17 protein-coding genes are annotated in these 17224 nt (G+C 73.1%); 5 read left to right on the top strand and 12 right to left on the bottom strand.

What is annotated here, in order from left to right; all coding sequences use genetic code 11:
• Positions 1-82: 82 nt before the first annotated feature.
• The 6 genes from P3T27_RS03090 to P3T27_RS03065 all read right to left on the bottom strand — a co-directional run bounded on the left by P3T27_RS03090 (position 83) and on the right by P3T27_RS03065 (position 5784).
• On the bottom strand, positions 83-1177 hold the full coding sequence (locus tag P3T27_RS03090; protein ID WP_280674148.1) for an exo-alpha-sialidase: 1095 nt from the start codon (positions 1175-1177) through the stop codon (positions 83-85).
• A gap of 119 nt (positions 1178-1296) precedes the next feature.
• Positions 1297-2739, bottom strand: a complete 1443-nt coding sequence (locus P3T27_RS03085; protein WP_280674147.1) for an NAD(P)/FAD-dependent oxidoreductase — start codon at positions 2737-2739, stop codon at positions 1297-1299.
• On the bottom strand, positions 2736-3197 hold the full coding sequence (locus P3T27_RS03080) for an OsmC family protein (RefSeq protein ID WP_280674146.1): 462 nt from the start codon (positions 3195-3197) through the stop codon (positions 2736-2738). Before P3T27_RS03080 ends, P3T27_RS03085 begins: the two co-directional genes overlap by 4 nt.
• A 201-nt stretch (positions 3198-3398) precedes the next feature.
• A complete protein-coding gene (locus tag P3T27_RS03075; protein ID WP_280674145.1) occupies positions 3399-4133 on the bottom strand; it encodes an alpha/beta fold hydrolase in 735 nt (244 codons plus the stop codon).
• A 227-nt stretch (positions 4134-4360) separates the two neighbouring features.
• Complete coding sequence (locus P3T27_RS03070; RefSeq protein WP_348534059.1) at positions 4361-4786, bottom strand: thioredoxin domain-containing protein; 426 nt, start codon at positions 4784-4786, stop codon at positions 4361-4363.
• Positions 4787-5067: 281 nt separating this feature from the next.
• Positions 5068-5784, bottom strand: a complete 717-nt coding sequence (locus P3T27_RS03065; protein WP_280674143.1) for a hypothetical protein — start codon at positions 5782-5784, stop codon at positions 5068-5070.
• A 269-nt stretch (positions 5785-6053) separates the two neighbouring features.
• Here P3T27_RS03065 and P3T27_RS03060 point away from each other — a divergent pair, with 269 nt between their 5' ends.
• Together P3T27_RS03060 and P3T27_RS03055 are read left to right on the top strand one after the other, a co-directional pair.
• Positions 6054-6323, top strand: coding sequence for a DUF1876 domain-containing protein (locus P3T27_RS03060; protein ID WP_280674142.1), 270 nt, complete (start codon positions 6054-6056; stop codon positions 6321-6323).
• Positions 6320-6520, top strand: a complete 201-nt coding sequence (locus P3T27_RS03055; RefSeq protein ID WP_280674141.1) for a hypothetical protein — start codon at positions 6320-6322, stop codon at positions 6518-6520. Before P3T27_RS03060 ends, P3T27_RS03055 begins: the two co-directional genes overlap by 4 nt.
• Positions 6521-6612: 92 nt before the next feature.
• On the opposite strand, the gene P3T27_RS03050 is transcribed toward P3T27_RS03055, so the two are convergent.
• The 4 genes from P3T27_RS03050 to P3T27_RS03035 all read right to left on the bottom strand — a co-directional run bounded on the left by P3T27_RS03050 (position 6613) and on the right by P3T27_RS03035 (position 11371).
• Positions 6613-7053 (bottom strand): PPOX class F420-dependent oxidoreductase, encoded by a 441-nt coding sequence (locus P3T27_RS03050; RefSeq protein ID WP_348534049.1) that lies wholly within the window; start codon positions 7051-7053, stop codon positions 6613-6615.
• Between the two features lie 38 nt (positions 7054-7091).
• A complete protein-coding gene (locus P3T27_RS03045; RefSeq protein WP_280674140.1) occupies positions 7092-8702 on the bottom strand; it encodes a cytochrome bc complex cytochrome b subunit in 1611 nt (536 codons plus the stop codon).
• 236 nt (positions 8703-8938) lie between these two features.
• Complete coding sequence (locus P3T27_RS03040) at positions 8939-10468, bottom strand: MFS transporter (protein ID WP_280674139.1); 1530 nt, start codon at positions 10466-10468, stop codon at positions 8939-8941.
• Between the two features lie 222 nt (positions 10469-10690).
• Positions 10691-11371, bottom strand: coding sequence for a TetR/AcrR family transcriptional regulator (locus P3T27_RS03035; protein WP_280674138.1), 681 nt, complete (start codon positions 11369-11371; stop codon positions 10691-10693).
• 391 nt (positions 11372-11762) lie between these two features.
• On the opposite strand from P3T27_RS03035, the gene P3T27_RS03030 reads away from it, so the two are divergent.
• Entirely contained in the window at positions 11763-12551 is a 789-nt protein-coding gene (locus P3T27_RS03030; RefSeq protein ID WP_280674137.1) for a VOC family protein, read from the top strand.
• Between the two features lie 3 nt (positions 12552-12554).
• Here the strand turns inward: P3T27_RS03030 and P3T27_RS03025 are convergent, their stop codons facing one another.
• Both P3T27_RS03025 and P3T27_RS03020 read right to left on the bottom strand, forming a co-directional pair.
• Complete coding sequence (locus tag P3T27_RS03025; RefSeq protein WP_280674136.1) at positions 12555-13106, bottom strand: hemerythrin domain-containing protein; 552 nt, start codon at positions 13104-13106, stop codon at positions 12555-12557.
• Positions 13107-13236: 130 nt separating this feature from the next.
• A complete protein-coding gene (locus P3T27_RS03020) occupies positions 13237-13833 on the bottom strand; it encodes a TIGR03086 family metal-binding protein (protein ID WP_280674135.1) in 597 nt (198 codons plus the stop codon).
• Positions 13834-14016: 183 nt separating this feature from the next.
• On the opposite strand from P3T27_RS03020, the gene P3T27_RS03015 reads away from it, so the two are divergent.
• Positions 14017-14586 (top strand): DoxX family protein, encoded by a 570-nt coding sequence (locus tag P3T27_RS03015; protein WP_280674134.1) that lies wholly within the window; start codon positions 14017-14019, stop codon positions 14584-14586.
• A 314-nt stretch (positions 14587-14900) separates the two neighbouring features.
• A complete protein-coding gene (locus P3T27_RS03010; RefSeq protein ID WP_280674133.1) occupies positions 14901-17129 on the top strand; it encodes a M9 family metallopeptidase in 2229 nt (742 codons plus the stop codon).
• The last annotated feature ends 95 nt before the right edge of the window (positions 17130-17224 follow it).

Raw genomic sequence — 17224 nt, 5'->3', positions numbered from 1 at the left:
TCCGCCGTCATGCTCGGTTAGACCGCGCCCCCGGGCAACCGAATTGCCGGTCCGCCCCCGTTCGTCGGCCCGCCCTCACTCGTCAACCCACCACCGCGGCCCGGACGCAGAGCACGTCCGGCAGGTGGGAGAGCAGCGGCGCCCAGCTCTCGCCCTCGTCGTGGCTGCCGTAGACGTCGCCGGTCCGGTTGCCGAAGTAGATCCCGGCCGGGTCGGCGTCGTCGGTGCGCAGCGCGTCGCGCAGCACGATGCCGTAGTGGTCCTCGCCGGGCAGGCCGTTGGCGAGCGGCTGCCAGCTGGTGCCGCCGTCGGTGGTGCGGAAGATCCGGCAGCGGCGGCCGGGCGGGATGCGGTCGTCCGAACCGCCGAGCGGGAACAGGTAGGCCGTGTCGCCCCGGCGGGGGTGGGCGGCGACGGCGAAGCCGAACTCGGCGGGCAGCCCGTCGACGATGGAGTGCCAGTTCGCGCCCCAGTCGTCGCTGCGGTAGACGCCGCCGTGGTTCTGCAGGTACAGGCGGTCGGGGTGGACCGGATCGGCGGCGATCTTGTGCACGCACTGGCCGAACTCGGGGTACTGGCTCTCCTCCGGGAAGAACTCGGCGCGCAGGCCGGTGTTGGAGGGCTCCCAGCTGTCACCGCCGTCCTTGCTGCGGTAGACGCCGCCGCTGGAGACGGCGACCAGCAGCCGCTGCGGGTCGCGCGGGTCGGTGACGATGGTGTGCAGGCCCTGGCCGCCGTACCCGGCGCCCCATGCGGGCCGCTGCGGGTGGTTCCAGAGCGACTCGACCAGGCTGAAGGTCTCGCCGCCGTCCTCGGAGCGGAACAGCGCGGCCGGCTCGGTGCCGGCGTAGACGACGCCGGGGGCCTCCGGGCCGGCCGGTTGGAGCTGCCAGACCCGGGTGAGCGAGGCGCCGGTGGACTCGGGGAAGCGGATCGCCGGCTGCGGCGGCTCGTACCAGGTGGTGCCCAGGTCGTCGGAGCGCCAGACCGACGGCCCCCAGTGGCTGCTGTCGGCGCCGACCAACAGCCGGGTGCGGCCGTCGCGGCGGTCGACGGAGACGGAGTAGATCGCGTTCATCCGGAAGTGCGGCCCGCTGAACTCCCAGTCCAGCCGGTCGCGGCTGCGGCCGAGAAAGAGGCCCTTCCCGGTTCCGACGGCCAACAGCACCTCGGTCATCCCTCACACCACCTGGTCACGAGCACGGCCCCCCCGGGACGGCCCCCGACCGCCAGTGTCCCGCCGTTCACCGGTGGTCACGTCGCGCCGCGCCCGGGGTCCGTGTACTCACCCCCGGTTCACCCCCGGCAGCCCTCCAGCAGCCGCAGCCACACCTCGCTGATCGTCGGGTACGAGGGGACGGCGTGCCAGAGCCGGTCGATCGGCACCTCGCCGACCACCGCGACGGTCGCCGAGTGCAGCAGTTCGGCGACCCCGGGGCCGACCAGGCAGGCGCCGACCAGCACCTCCCGGTCCAGGTCGAAGACCACCCGGGCCCGGCCGCGGTAGCCGTCGGCGTACAGCGAGGCCCCGGCGACGGCGCCGAAGTCGTGGTCGACGTTCTTGACCCGCAGCCCGGCCCGTTCGGCGGCCGCCAGGGTCAGGCCGACGGCGGCGACCTCCGGGTGCGTGAACACGACCTGCGGCGCGCCCGCACTGTCGGCCGACGCGGCGTGCGCGCCCCAGCGGGAGGTGTCCAGCGCCCGCCCCTGGGTGCGGGCCACGATCGCGGCGCCGGCGATCCGGGCCTGGTACTTGCCCTGATGGGTGAGCAGCGCCCGGTGGTTGACGTCCCCGGCGGCGTACAGCCACTCGCCGTCGACGCCGAGCACGGTGCAGCTGTCGTCCACGTCCATCCAGTCGCCCGGCTTCAGCCCGACCTGCTCCAGCCCGACGTCGGCGGTGCGCGGGGCCCGCCCGGTCGCGTACAGCACCTCGTCGGCGGTCAGTCGCTCCCCGCCGTCGAGCGTCAGGACGACCGGTCCGGCGCCGTCCGCCCGCTCCAGCGCGGTGACCTCGGTCCCGAAGCGGAGGTCGACCCCGGCCTCCCGCAGGCCCTCCGCGACGAGCTCGCCCGCGAACGGTTCCATCCGCGGCAGCAGCCTGTCGCCGCGCACCAGCAGGACCACCTCGGAGCCGAGCGCCCGCCAGGCGGTCGCGAGCTCCACCCCGACCACGCCGCCGCCGACCACCGCCAGGCGGCCGGGCACGGCCGGGGCGGCGGTCGCCTCCCGGTTGGTCCACGGGTGGGCCTCGGCCAACCCCGGCACGCCGGTGGGGAGCACCGGCCGGCTGCCGGTGCACACGGCGACGGCGTGTCGGGCGGTGAGCGTCCGCTCGGTGCCGTCCTCGGCCTCCACGGTGACGGTCCGCACGCCCGCCAGCCGGCCGTGGCCGCGCACCAGCTCGATGCCGGTGTCCCGCAGCCACTGCACCTGGCCGTCGTCGTTCCAGTGCGAGGTGAAGGAGTCCCGCCGGGCCAGCACCGCGGCCGGGTCCAGCGTCCGGTCGCCGACCGCCTCCCGGGAGCCGGCCACGGCGCGGGCGTCGGCCAGCGCGGCCACCGGACGCAGCAGCGCCTTGCTCGGCATGCAGGCCCAGTACGAGCACTCGCCGCCGACCAGTTCGGCCTCCACGACCACCGTGCGAAGCCCGGCGGCGGCCGTCCGGTCGGCGACGTTCTCGCCGGTCGGGCCGGCCCCCAGGACGATGACGTCGTACTCCTCGGGTGTGGTGGTCATGCCCGGTCCTCCGTGGTGTCGATGGCCACCCCGGCCCGCAGGGCGAGGGTGACGGGCGTGCGCTCGCAGACGTCGATCAGCCGGGCGCGCTGGGCGTCGTCCAGCGCGCCGGTGAGGGCGACCCGCCGGGAGATCCGCCCGTGGAGGCCGTTCGTCTCGTACCCGAGCCTGACCTGGACGGCCTCCAGCGGCCACTTCTTGCGCTCCGCGTACATCCGCAGGGTGATCGCGGTGCAGGAGCCGAGCGAGGCGAGCAGCAGGGCGAACGGCTCCGGCCCGCTGTCCGAGCCGCCGCGCCGCACCGGCTCGTCGGCGGTCAGCGGGTGGGTGCCGGCCTTGACGTCCACGTGGAACGGCGCGTCGGTGGTGCTGCCGGTCACGACGGCGGTGGTGACCCGCTTGAACTCCGGGTCGGCGGTGGACGGTTCGGCCGCGCGGCCGGTGTGTTGCTTGCTCATCGAGGGCTCGCTTTCCGTTCGGATCCGGCCTCCCCGCCGGACCGGCGCCGTGCCGCGTGCCCGGCGCCGTGCCCATCCTGCGACGTCAGCCCGGGTTCGCGCAGACGAACACGCAGACGAACCCGCAGCCGAACACGCAGACGAACGCGTAGGCGGGCACGCAGCCGAACGCGTCGCGACGTTCCGGGCCCCGACGGCGGGTCAGAGCGCCGCGAGCTCTGCCAGCACCGCCGCCGTGTCGGCCGGGCGGGAGAACATCGGCCAGTGCCCGGTGGGCAGTTCGCGCAGCTCCCAGTTCGGCCCGTCGAGCCCGACGAACCACGGGTGGCCGGCCGCGACCATCGCGTGCACCCGGGCGAGCGGGAACGAGCAGGACACCAGCGCCTGTGGGAGCCCGGCCGCGGCGCCGGTCAGCCGCAGCCGATCCCGGTACGCCCCGGCCGGGTGGGGGGTGGCCCGCTCGCGGATCCGGGCCAGCGCGGCCTCGTCCAGGCCCTCCTGGTCGGCGCCGTTGGCGGCGAGGTCGGCCCAGGACGGCATCGGGAGCCGACCGCCGACCACCGAGGCGTCGGCCAGCGCGCGGTAGTCGGGCCGCCAGATGTCGTACAGCGAACCGCCGTCGACCACCGGGCCGCTGTCCAGGTAGACCACCCGGCGGATCCGCTCCGGCATCCGGTCCGCGACGCCGCCCACCGGGGCGCAGGCGCCGCTGTGCGCGACCAGCACCACCTCCCACAGGTCCTCGCGGACGAGCAGGTCGGCCAGCGCGGCGACGTGTTCCGCCAGCCCGATCGGCCCGGCGTCGCCCGCGCGCTCCGCCACCCCCGGCAGGGTCACCGCATGGACGGTGTGCCCGGCGGCGCGCAGCGGCGCGGCGACCTCGTCCCAGGCCCAGGCGCCGAGCCAGAAACCGGGGACCAGTACGAACGTGCTCATGGTGGATCGCTCCTCGTCGTCGGGCAGGACCTCCGTCGCCGACGACTCTAGGATCGAATCCGGACGGATTCTGTCCGGATTGCCGGGCGGGCCCGGAAGAAGGGTGCGGAAGAAGGGCGCGGCTCCGGGCGCCGGCGGCGCGGCTCACCGCCTGGAGCTGAACGCGCGAGGCCCGGGTAGTCGCACTCCCCGGGCCCCGGATCCGGCGGGCCCTGGAGCCGGCTGGCTCAGGCCTGGCCCTCGGCCGCCTGCTCCTGCGCCACCCTGCGCTTCACCTCGACCATGTCCAGCTCCCTGGCCTGGCCGATCAGGTCCTCGAACACCGCCTCCGGCAGTGCGCCGGCCTGCGAGAAGACGAGCACGCCCTCACGGACGATCGCCAGCGTCGGGATCGACTGGATCCCGAACGCGGAGGCCAGCTCCTGCTGCGCCTCGGTGTCCACCTTGGTGAAGACGAGGTCCGAGTGGCGCTCGGCCGCCTTCTCGTAGACCGGGGCGAACTGGCGGCACGGCCCGCACCACCCGGCCCAGAAGTCGATGAAGACGAAGTCCTTGCCCTCCGGGCCGGGGACGATGTCGTCGAAGTTCTCCTTGGTCAGCTCGACCGTGCTGCTCATCTCGCGATTCCTTCCCTTCCGGAGGTGACGCCACAGATCATGTGCCCGCGACAACCGCGCGCCTCGACGGGGTATTCCGACGCCACGCCGGCGGGGCCGGCGCCGCCGGCACGGCCGCGGTGCTCACCACCGGGGGCACGCCCTCCGTCGTGGCCGCCGCTGAGCAGTTCGGCGTCACGGCCCGGGCGCCGGCGCCCGGGCCGCCATCGGCGTGGACGGCGAACCCCGGGGCAGCCGGACGGCCATTCAACTCGCGGTCGTCCAGGGCTGGTTGACCGGCCGGCCGGTCGCCGTCCCGGCGCGCCGCCATGCCTGTGTCACACCGCCGGATCGAGGTCCGGGTGAACCTCGTACGCCTCCAGTCGCTCGATCCGGGCCGGCCCCTGCACGCCGGGCCAGCGCGGGTTCGGCGTGCCCTCGCCGGTCAGGTGCTCCCGCTGCCAGATCCCGCGCCAGCCGACCCGCATGGCCGGCTCGAAGCTGTGCCACCGCCCGCACGGGCACGGCCGCAGCACCCGCGCGCAGGTCCGGCAGAGCTCGGCCCGGCCGTGTCCGGTCGGGCGCGACACCGCCGGCCCCTCGTCCCCGCAGGCCGGGCAGCCGGGCAACTCGGCGCCGTCCAGCAGCGCGTTCTGCCGCCGGACGTAGTCGGGCAGCCGCAGCGGCGGGTGCACGAAGGGGTCGAGCCGCCAGGTCGAGTCCGCCGAGCCCCACCAGGGGCGGTCCCACCACACCGGCTCCGGTGGCCTCCGCCGCCCGGCCCGCTTCTCCGCCCGCCGCTGCGCCGCGTACTCCGCCGCCCGGGCCAGCCACAGCACCCGCGCCTCGTGCAGCTCCTCCACCGCCCGCACCAGCGAGTCCGGGTCCGCCTCCAGCAGCCGGGGCATCCGGGCACTGAGCGTGAGGTGGTGGTAGGTGGCCCGGAAGCCGTAGGGCGCGAAGCAGGTCAGACAGGTCCGCAGGGCGTGGAGCCGCCGCTGCGGGGCGAGCCGCCCGTCGTGCACGAGCGCCCGGTGTGTCAGAAAGCTGGTCACCGCTGCTCCCCGGCCCAATGTGCGGTCGGCGGCCGGAAGTCCCGAAGGCCCTTCACGCCGTTGCTGTCCGCGATCCGCCGTACCGCCGTGTCCACCGTCACCGGAGGATCATGCCGGACCGGGCGGGCGTACGGCCATGCGGTTTCGCCGGACGCGGTGACTCTGTGCAGCCGGGGGCAGCTGCGGTTTCCTCAGGCGGCTGCGCCTGCTCTGGTGTTCACGGTGGGTGCGGCGCACTCTGGAGGAGTAACCGATGGAGGTGATCCGCCATGCAGACGCTGGTCGGTTGGCACATCGAGATGGAGTTTCGGGAGGACGGCCCGCGGACGACCGCCGCGGCCATGCTCAGGCTCCGGGACGGCAGCGAACTCCGGGCCCACGGCTACAGCAGCCGCCACCCGTCGGACCCGGAACAGCTGCGGGTGGGCGAGGAGATCGCGGGGGCCCGGGCGCTCAACGACCTGGCCTCGCAGCTGCTCACCAAGGCCCACGGCGAGATCCAGGAGGTCAGCCCGGTCCCGACCCACCCACTGACGTGACCGCCCCGCACTCGGACGGCCCCGCCGGACGGGAGTCGTACCGCCCGCGCATCCCGCTGATCTGCCCGCGCTGCGGGCACGAGCAGCGGGTCGTGCCCGGCGGCCCCGACCGGACGATCAAGGTCGTGCACCTGGCGACCGGACGGGAGGCGTGCGAACCCGACGACCTGGCGAAGGCACCGGACGACGGGCTCTGAGCCGGACGACGGGCTCGGACCGAAACCGCTGCGACGCCGAGTGCCGGGGCCGGCCGCATCCGGCTCCCGGCACTCGACGGGCTCAGTTGACCTCAGTTGACGCAGTACGTCGTCGGCAGCCGCCACTCCGGCCCGACCAGCCGCTGCTCCAGCTCGTTGAGCGTGATCCGGATGCCGACCGTCCCGGCCAGCCCGACCCGGAACCGGCTGCGGGCCAGCGCGATCAGCGCCGTCAGGCCGTACTTGTTGATCAGCGAGGTGCGGTAGCGGGCCGTCGCGTCCGGGTCGCAGAGCCGTGCGTGGGCCGGCACGCTGCGCCCGGTCGGGCGTCCGTGGGCGTCGCAGGGGCCGACCAGCACCCGGGGGCGGCGCCGGATCCGTTCGGCCTCGCCGGAGTGGGCGGGCGTCCAGATGCCGAGCGCGGTGCCGTCGGGCACCACCCAGATCTGTGAGTCCTGCCGCCTGCCGTCCTCGTCGAAGGTGGTGAGCAGGAGGTATCTGCTGTCGGCGAGCTGGTCGGTTCGGTCGTGCACGATGTCCTCCCTCTGGCGTGGGGGGCCGGGACCGCAGGTCAGTGCCCGTGGCCCTCGGTGATCTCGCGGTACTCCTCGGCGGTGGGCTTGGCGATCCGGGCGTGCTCGCCGTGGAATCCGCGGGACAGCCTCGCACGCGTGCGGGTGAGCACACCTGCGGGGTGGGCGACTCCATTCTCGTCGACCGGGGCCCGCAGTTCGAGGGGGCGGGGCTGCTCGTGTGCCGTGAGCCGGTGCAGTTCGGCGGGCGCGAGCCCGGCGTGCACCTCGGCGAACTCGCCGTGCGGCAGGCGTTTGATGACGCCGGTCTCGCGCCCGTGCAGCACCTGGTCACGGTCGCGACGCTGGAGGCCCAGGCACCAGCGCTTGGCGATGACGAAGACGGCCACCGGGACGACGAAGAAGCCGATCCGCACCGCGTAGGTGATCGCGTTGAGCGACAGGTGCAGATGGGTGGCGATGAGGTCGTTGCCGCCGCCGGCCAGCATCACCAGGTAGAGGCTGATCCAGGCGGCGCCGAGCGCGGTGCGGACGGGCGCGTTGCGCGGCCGGTCCAGCAGGTGGTGTTCACGTTGGTCGTTGGTCACCCAGCCCTCGATGAACGGGTAGACCGCGATCGCGCCCAGGATCACCGGGAACAGCGTGAACGGGATCAGCACGCCGAGGTTGAGGGTGTGCCCCCAGAGCCCGACCTCCCAGCCGGGCATCACCCGGATCAGGCCCTCGGCGAAGCCCATGTACCAGTCGGGCTGCGCGTCCGTGGAGACCTGGTCGGGGCGGTAGGGGCCGTACGCCCAGATCGGGTTGATGGTGGCGACGGCCGCCATCAGCGCGACGATGCCGAAGACCAGGAAGAAGAACCCGCCGGCCTTGGCCATATAGACCGGCATCAGGGGCATGCCGACGACGTTCTTCTCGGTCCTCCCGGGCCCGGCCCACTGGGTGTGCTTGTGGTAGAAGACCAGGATCAGGTGCGCGACCAGCAGCCCGAGCATGATGCCGGGGACGAGCAGCACGTGGATGGTGAAGAACCTCGGGACGATGTCGTGCCCGGGGAACTCCCCGCCGAACAGGAACATCTGGACGTAGGTGCCGACCAGCGGCAGCGCCAGCACCACGCCCTCGACGAACCGGATGCCGGTGCCCGACAGCAGGTCGTCCGGGAGCGAGTAGCCGAAGAAGCCGTCCAACAGGCCCAGGAACAGCAGCAGGAAGCCGAAGACCCAGTTGACCTCGCGCGGCTTGCGGAACGCGCCGGTGAAGAACACCCGCATCATGTGCACGAACATCGCGGCGACGAAGACCAGCGCCGCCCAGTGGTGGATCTGCCGGATCAGCAGACCGCCGCGGACCTCGAAGCTGATGTCCACGGTCGAGGCGTAGGCCTGCGACATGGGCACGCCCTTGAGCGGGACGTACGAGCCGGCGTAGATCACCTCGCCCATGGAGGGCTTGAAGAACAGGGTCAGCCAGACGCCGGTCAGGATGATGATCAGGAAGGTGTACAGGCAGATCTCGCCCAACATGAAGGACCAGTGGTCCGGGAAGATCTTGCGCAGGTTGGCCCTGGCCAGGGTGTGGATCCCCAGTCGGCCGTCCGCCCAGTCGGCGGCCCGCCGCCCCCGCCCTGGGCTCTGATTCCCGGTCATGTGCACGCACCTCGGTCTAAAGGAAGCGGGGATCATTCCCCGTTTTCACTGAGGCCACCATAATCGGGGGGTGATCCCCGCTTCTACCCCGGGGTGGCTGTGATCCCGACGGCGATGTGCCCGGACCCGGACCCGGCCCCGTCCCGGAACGGCGAGTGCCCCGGAACGGCGAACGGCCCGTCCGGTGTCCCAGGACACCGGACGGGCCGCGTACGCACCCGAGTAACCCGCAGGCGTCAGTGCACCAGCACCGGCACCTCGTCGCTCTTCGCCGCCCCGGCACCCGAGCCCGCCGTCGCGTCGGGGCGACCGGCGTTGATGAGGGTGAAGGCGATCGCGGAGGCCGCCACTAGGATCCCGAAGGACACCCAGATCGCGGTCGTGAAGCCGTGCACCATGCCCTGGAACTGCAGCGCCTGGGCGGCCTGCGGCGATGCGGCGGCCGCGGCGGTCGCGTGCGAGGCCAGCCAGCTCGTGGTGGCGCTGGCCGCGATGGTGTTCAGCAGCGCGGTGCCGATGGCGCCGCCGACCTGCTGCGAGGTGTTGACCATCGCGGAGGCCACCCCCGCGTCGCGCGGCTGGACGCCGTGCGTGGCCAGGCTCATGGCCGGCATGAACGCGGTGCCCATGCCGAGGCCCATCAGGACCAGGCCGGGCAGGATCAGCATCGGGTAGGAGGTGTCCAGGCCGATGTTGCTCAGCAGCAGCATGCCGATCGAGGCGACCAGGAAGCCGGGGGCCATCAGGAAGCGCGCCGGGACGCGGGTCATCAGCCGGGCGCCGATCTGGGTCGAGCCGGTGATCATGCCCGCCACCATCGGCAGGAACGCCACACCGGTCAGCACCGGGCTGTAGCCGCGCACGATCTGCAGGTAGTAGGTCAGGAACAGGAACAGGCCGAACATGCCGATCACGGCCAGGCCGAGCGACAGGTACACCCCGCCGCGGTTGCGGTCCAGCACCACGCGCAGCGGCAGCAGCGGGGCCTTGACCCTGAGCTCCACCAGGACGAAGGCGGTCAGCAGCACGGCGGCCGCGACGAACAGCGCCAGCGTGCTCCCGGCCGTCCAGCCGTTGGACTCGGCGCGGGTGAAGCCGTACACCAGGGAGACCAGGCCGGTGGTCACCAGCAGCACGCCGGGGACGTCCAGCCGGTTGCGGTTGCGGCCCGCGGCGGGCTCGCGGATCACCAGGACGGCGCCCGCGGCGGCGACGATGGCGAACGGAACGTTGACGAAGAAGGTCCAGCGCCAGTTCATGTACTCGGTCAGCAGGCCGCCGAGGATCAGACCGATCGCGCCACCGCCACCGGCGATCGCGCCGTAGATGCCGAAGGCCTTGGCGCGCTCCCTGGCCTCGGTGAAGGTCACGGCGAGCAGCGACAGCGCGGCCGGCGCGAGCAGCGCGCCGAACACGCCCTGCAGGGCACGGGCGCCGAGCAGCATCGCGGTGTTGGCCGCGGCGCCGCCGAGCGCGGAGGCGAGCGCGAAGCCGGTCAGGCCGACCACGAAGGTCCGCTTGCGGCCCCAGAGGTCCGCGATCCGGCCGCCGAACAGCAGCAGGCCGCCGAATGCCAGCGCGTAGGCCGTGATCACCCACTGGCGGTTGCCGTCGGAGATGCCCAGGTCCTTCTGGGCGGACGGCAGGGCGATGTTCACGATGGTGGCGTCCAGGACGACCATCAGCTGGGCGAGGCCGATGAATATCAGCGCCTTCCAGCGCCGGGGATCGGGCAGTGTCGCCGGTCGGGCGTCGGTTTCAGGCATGGAGGTGCTCACTTCGGGGTGCGTGGTGTGCGAGATCGGTCAATCGCCGTACGGGGACGGCTGGTCGCCGTACGGGGCGTCGGTGCGTGGGCGTGCGGGATCGGCTCCTGGCGGGCCGGCGCTGCGTCCGGCGTGCTGGCCGGTGCGTCCGAGTCGGTGCTCGGGGTCGGTGCTCCGGGCGGTCAGGAGGGCGGGTCGGTCAGTGGTGGTGCCGGTGGTCGGTCAGTGGTGGGGTCGGAGGTCCTCGAAGGTCGCGGCCCGGCCGGGCAGGACCGAACGGGCCGGCGCGCGCAGGCCGTCCAGGAGCAACTGCAGGTGCCGGTGGACGAAGTCGTCGAGCAGCTGGCAGGAGGTCCCCGGCAGCGGCCGGGCCAGCTGGCTGATCGCGATGAACAGGTCACCGTGGTCGACGTCCGACCGTAGCTCACCCGCCGCCCGGGCGCGTTCCATCAGGCCGCTCACGGCGGTCGTCAGGCGTTCGCGGGTTTCGGCGAGGTCCGCGTCGAAGGGGTCGACGTGGTTGGTGAACAGCGGGCAGAGCGCGCCGACCTTCTCCGCGACGGTCGCGTGCGCGAACCGCTGCAGAGCGTCGAACGGACCGCTGCCGTCAGGAGTGTCCGCCTCCGCCGTCGCCGTCTCGGCGAGGGCGAGGATGCGGTTCTTGACGAGCAGTGCCACCTCGTGGATCAGCGCCGCGCGGTCCGGGAAGTTCCGGTACAGCGTGGCGTTGCCGACCCCGGCCCGCTTCGCGATCTCGTCCAGCGGCACGTCCGGGCCGTGTTCGACGAAGGCGTCGCGGGCCGCCAGGACGATCCGTTCCCGGTTGCGGGTCGCGTCGGCGCGCAGCTTGGGCGCGCGGACGGTCTCCACGGGACGGACCGGCTCGGTGGCGGCGGTGGTCACGGCGACTGCTCCTTCAGGATACCGGGGAAGTTCTCCCCGCTTGTGCCTACGAAAGAGCAAACGGGGATTCCGTCCCCGGAAATTTCGGCTTCCGCTGTGACGTGGGTCACATGTCGGTTTCGCCGGTGCCGGCCGGGTCGAGGTTGCCCTCCAGCCCGACGGCGTGCGCTACCGGAGCGCCCGGATCCTCCCGTTCGGCAGGACGGTCCACCGGCCCGAGCCGGTGGGGATCTCGTTGGACACCGAGCCGCCGAAGAACTGGGTGCGCTGGTCCCGGCCATGCCTCCCGGTGGGCGCTACGCCTGTCGGCCTAGGCTGAGGGCGTCCCGGGCGGCCGGTGGGCCGTGGGAGTCGGGAGGGGCCCGGCGGCCGGGTGGCGAGGAGGTCCGCGATGGGCAGCGGTGAGACCGCCAAGGTGCGCTGCGTGGCGGCCGTTCCGTGCTGGGTGAGCCTGACGGCCCGGGATCTGGAGGGGGCGAAGGCGTTCTACGGGCCGCTGCTCGGTTGGGAGTTCGAGCCGGGGGCGGACCGCTTCGGTCCGTACGTGCACGCGGTGACCGGCGGGGAGGCGGTGGCCGGGCTGGGGCTCGCGGGCAATGACTGGGCGATGCCGGTGGCGTGGACCAGCTACTTCGGGACGGAGAGCGCGGACGCCGCCGCCGACGCGGTGCGCGAGCGCGGCGGGACCCTGGCGGTGGGCCCGCTGACCTTCGACGCCGACCGGGTCGCCTTCGCGGCGGACCCGGCCGGGGCGGTGTTCGGTATCTGGGAGGGCCCGCTGGGCCGGGCCCGGCGGCTGGACCTGCCGGGCGCGCCGGTGTGGATCGAGCTGCGCACGCCGGACCCGTTCGCGGCGGCGCTGTTCTACGGCCAGGTGTTCCGTTGGGACGGCCGGGACCCGGAGCGGTTCGACGTCCGCTGGGAGCACGACCGGGTGGTGCTGCGGGCGGAGGGGCACAGCGTCGCGGCGCTGGCGCGGGAGCAGGCGGGCGGTGCGGCGGGGCTGTCGCCGCACTGGGAGGTGTCCTTCGCCGTCCCGGACGCCGACCGGGCGCTCGCCCGGGCCGTGGAGCTGGGCGGTTCGGTGCTGGGTCCCGCCTTCGACTCCCCGTACGGGCGGGTGGCCCGGTTGCGGGACCGGGAGGGTGGCCGGTTCGCGCTGATCAGCCCGAAGAACTGACGCTCACGGCCCCGCCTCGGCACTCTCGGCACTCCCGGCACTCTCCGCACTCTCGGCGGCTTTCGGAGCTTCGCCGGACTCCCCGACCGTCCCGGCTTCCCCGGCATCCGCGGTTTCCGCGCGTTCGGCCCGCAGCCGGTCGCCGAGCGCCGCTCGGGCGGCGGCGGGCACGGCCTTGCGGGCGGCCGGGAAGAGCCGCTTCTCCTCGTCGGCGAGGTGCCGCCGGAGGGTGTCGGCGAGGCCGCGCAGCAGGGTGTCGAAGGCCGGGTCGGCCGGGGCGAGTCCCTGCAGGTCGGAGAGGTACTGCCCGATCGCCAGGTGCTCGTGGATGCTGCCGAACACCAGCGCCCCGCCGTCCGGCGCGTCGTGCTGCACGAGCGGGAAGAGGTGCTCCTCCTCGGCCGCGCAGTGGGTGAACAGCAGGTCGGTCAGCCGGGTCAGCAGGTCGGCGCGCTCGGCGCTGCCGGCGGGCGCCCGCTCGACCTGGTCGAGCAGCTCGGTGACCGCCCGGTGGTCGGCGGTGAACTCGCCGAGGATGTCCGGCCTGCGGTTCATGGCGGGCCCGCCTCTCGCACGGAATACGGCCCCCGCTCCTTCCAGTATCCGGCGTCGGCCGGCGTACCCGGTGGGTGGTGGGGCGGCCCCGCCGTGCCAGGCGGGGCGGCCCGTGAGGGGAAGCCGCAGGTCAGGGCCGGTCGTGCCGCCCGGTGAGGGCGAGCATGCGGGTCTGCGGATCGGCGTCGTCGGCGACCGGCAGGGGCGGGTCGAACAGGCCGCTGCCGGAGAGGTCCCCGTAGCCGGCGAACTCGCCCAGGGCGAAGTCGACGAGCCGTGCCGGGAGCCGGGTGCGGCGCCCGATGCCCTTGGCCAGGTCCCAGGCGTGGATGACGAGGTCGGTGGTGAGCTGGTCCAGGTAGTACTGGCCGGAGACGCTCCCGAAGGAGAGGTGGACGGTGAGCGCGGTGGCGCCGGGGACGGCGAAGGCCTCCCGGGCGGCGTCGGCGGCGCCGGTCCAGGCGGCGACCGGGTCGTCGCCGAGGACGTCGCCGTCGAAGCGGCTGCCGACCTCGGAGATGGTGGCGCCCGTCAGCAGCTCGGGGATCCACAGCTGTTCGCCGGTGAGGTGGTTGACGAGGTCGCGGACGGACCAGTCGGCGCACGGCGTGGGGGCGTCCCACTGGTCGGGGGCGATCAGCCGGACGCGTTCGCCGAAGGCGGCGAGGGCTTCGGGGTAGGGCGTGCCGGGTTCCGCGGCCCGCTGGTGTTGCCTGCGTTGAGCCATGTCTCCACCCTGCCCCGGGCGGGGCCCGGCCCGCGAGTCGCCTACGACCCGTCAGTTGTTCACATTCGAACTCCGAGGTACGGTCGAGGAGCGGCCGGTTCAAATTTGAACAACAGCTGCGGGCGACCCCGCCCGGCCGCGCCACCACACCCCTACGACCGATTCCGATCGATGGAGACGCGCATGCCGAGCAGCAGCCCGAGCACGACCGCCCCCACCACCACCGTCCTCCCGGGCCGGGCGACCCCCGGGTCCGCGACGACCTCCCCGCACGCCTACGACGCCGGACTCCTGCTCCTGCGCCTGGCCCTCGGCCTGACCATGGCCGCGCACGGCAGCCAGAAGCTGTTCGGCTGGTTCGGCGGCGGCGGGATCGACGGCACCGGTCAGTTCTTCACCATGAGCGGCTACCCGGCGGGCAACATCATGGCCGTGGTCGCCGGCCTCACCGAGGCGCTCGGCGGACTCGCCCTCGCCGTCGGCCTGTTGACCCCGCTGGCGGGCGCCGCGATCGTCGGCACGATGGTCAACGCGATCGCCGTCACCTGGGGCGGCGGCTTCTTCGCCCCGAAGGGCAGTGAGTACGAGCTGCTGCTCACGGCGGCCGCCGCCGCGCTCGCCCTGACCGGCCCGGGCCGCTACGCCATGGACCGCTTCCTGCCGGTGCTGCGCGCGCACCGGCTGGCGTACGGCGCGGCGGCGGTGCTGGTCGGCCTGGTGACGGCCGGCGTCATCCTGCTGCTCCGGAAGTAGTCGAGCGGGGCGTCAACTCCCGAGCGCAGGGGCCGTGGTGGCGATTCGCCAGCACGGCCCCTGCGCCGTTCCCCCGCGAATCGCTCACAGGAGCGGGGCTATCCAACGTCATGTGATGTGTGCCATGGTACATGTCACACCCCCCACCGTGCGTACGACGGAACCGCCCCACGCGGCGCCGTCGCCAACGGTCCTCACCACCCCACCGGCCGCACCCCCAATGCGGCCGACGACGGCCCGGAGGCCCCCACGTGAGTTCCGCGCGTCTGCTGCGACTCCCGCAGCTGGCAAGGCTGTTAATACTCGCCCTGACCATGTTCCTGACGATCGGCCTGTTCGCCCCGCAGAGCAAGGCCGCCCCCGCCGCCGCCCCCGGCGGCGCGTCCGCCCCCACCACCCCCGCCGGACCGGCGCCGCAGCCCGCCGTCGGCGCCCCCGAGCGCGGCCACACCGACCGGCAGTTCGCCTCTGCCGACCAGCGCGCCCCGCTCCCGCTCGACACCCGGCCGGCCGAGGCCCGGCCGACCGCCAAGGCCTTCTCCCTCGGCGCGGCGGCCGCACAGCCCTGCAACATCGGCGACTTCACCGGCCGGACGGGCGGCGACCTGGTCCAGCACATCAAGGCCGCCGACATCCAGTGCATCAACGGGCTCTTCCAGCTCACCGGCGCGGACGCGCGGGGCGCGTTCCGCGAGGAGCAGATGACCACCGTGGCGTATGCGCTGCGCGACGCGGCGGGTGCCTACCCGGGCGACGACAGCACGTCCGTCCACCAGCTGGTGCTCTACCTGCGCGCCGGGTACTTCGCGCAGTGGTACCACAAGGACGACGTCGGCACCTACGGCACCGCCCTCCAGACGGCGATCCGTTCCGGGCTGGACGCCTTCTTCGGCAGCGCGCACGTGCGGGACGTCGCCGCGGGCAACGCACCCATCCTGGGCGAGGCCGTCACCCTGATCGACAGCGCGCAGGAGAACATCCGCTACCTCTCGGTGGTCAAGCAGCTGCTGAACGACTACAGCAGCGCCACCTGGAACCCGGCCGGCATGGCCTGGGCAGTGAACCCGGTCTTCACGGTGCTGTTCCGCGGCCACCAGGTGACCGGCTTCGACGCGGCCGTCGAGGCCGACCCGAGTGTGCTGGACGCGCTGTCCGGCTTCGTGACCCGCAACAACGACCAGCTCGGCGGCGACTTCGGCGTGCTGGTCTACAACGGCGCCAAGGAGCTGACCCGCTTCCTGAAGGACACGGCGCTCCAGGCCAAGGTCCGTCCGCTCGCCAAGGCGCTGGTCGCGCAGTCCGCGCCGAACGGGCGCACCGTCTACCAGTGGGCCGCGGTCGCGGACGCGGTCGGCTACTACGACGCCGCCAACTGCGCCTACTACGGCACCTGCAACGCCGCCGACCAGCTCAAGGCGGGCGTGCTGACGGTCAACTACACCTGCAGCCCGAGCATCAAGCTGATCGCCCAGACGCTGGACAACACCCAGCTGGGCACCGCCTGCACCAGCCTGACCGGCCAGGACGCGTACTTCCACTCGGTGGTCCGCGACAACGGCCCGGTCAAGGACGACAACAACACCACGATCGAGGTCGTGGTCTTCCACTCCTCCCTGGACTACCAGGTGCTGGCCGCGGCCATCTACGGCATCGACACCAACAACGGCGGCATGTACCTGGAGGGCGACCCGGCCAAGGCCGGCAACCAGCCGCGCTTCCTCTGCTACGAGGCCGAGTGGGCCCGCCCGTCGTTCGAGATCTGGAACCTCAACCACGAGTACACCCACTACCTCGACGGCCGGTTCGACATGTACGGCGACTTCAACGCCGGCATGACCACCCCGACCGTCTGGTGGGTCGAGGGCTTCGCCGAGTACATCTCCTACTCGTACCGCAAGGTGACCAACGACGGCGCCATCGCGGCGGCCGCCCGGCACACCTACAAGCTGAGCGACCTCTTCGACACCGCCTACGGTGACCAGGACCGGGTCTACCGCTGGGGCTACCTCGCCGTCCGCTACATGCTGGAGCAGCACCGCGGCGACATGGACGCCATCCTCGCCAAGTACCGCGCGGGTGACTGGAACGGCGCCCGCACCCTGCTCAAGACCACCATCGGCACCCGCTACGACGCCGACTTCGACAGCTGGCTGACCAAGTGCGCCAGCGGTGCCTGCGCCGACGGGGGCGGCACGCCCACCCAGCCGCAGCTGCCGGAGTGCGCCGGCACCGACATCCGCAAGCTGGACGCCAACTGCGCCCGCAGCAACCTCGCGGCGACCACCGGCAACTACGCGCACTTCTACCTCCTGGTGCCGGCCGGCACCAAGCAGGTGAAGATCACCAGCAGCGGCGGCACCGGCAACGGCGACCTCTACTACAACCCGGCCGGCTGGGCGTACACCAACGCCAACACGGCGCACTCGACGGGTCCGGACAACTCCGAGACCCTGACGATCACCAACCCGCCGGCCGGCTACGTCTACTTCAGCCTCTACGCCCAGCAGGGCTTCAGCGGGGTGAGCGTCACGAGCGAACTCTGACCGGCCGCCTTTCGAGCGACCGAACACGGACAGGTGACCGCCCCGGCGGAGCGCTTCGGCGCCCCGCCGGGGCGGGTCCGCGCCCGGGGTCGAGG

It is taken from the genome of Kitasatospora sp. MAA19 (assembly GCF_029894125.1).
Classification (GTDB): domain Bacteria; phylum Actinomycetota; class Actinomycetes; order Streptomycetales; family Streptomycetaceae; genus Kitasatospora.
Note: the sequence above shows the minus strand (reverse complement) of the source record. Positions and strands in the feature narration are given on the sequence as shown.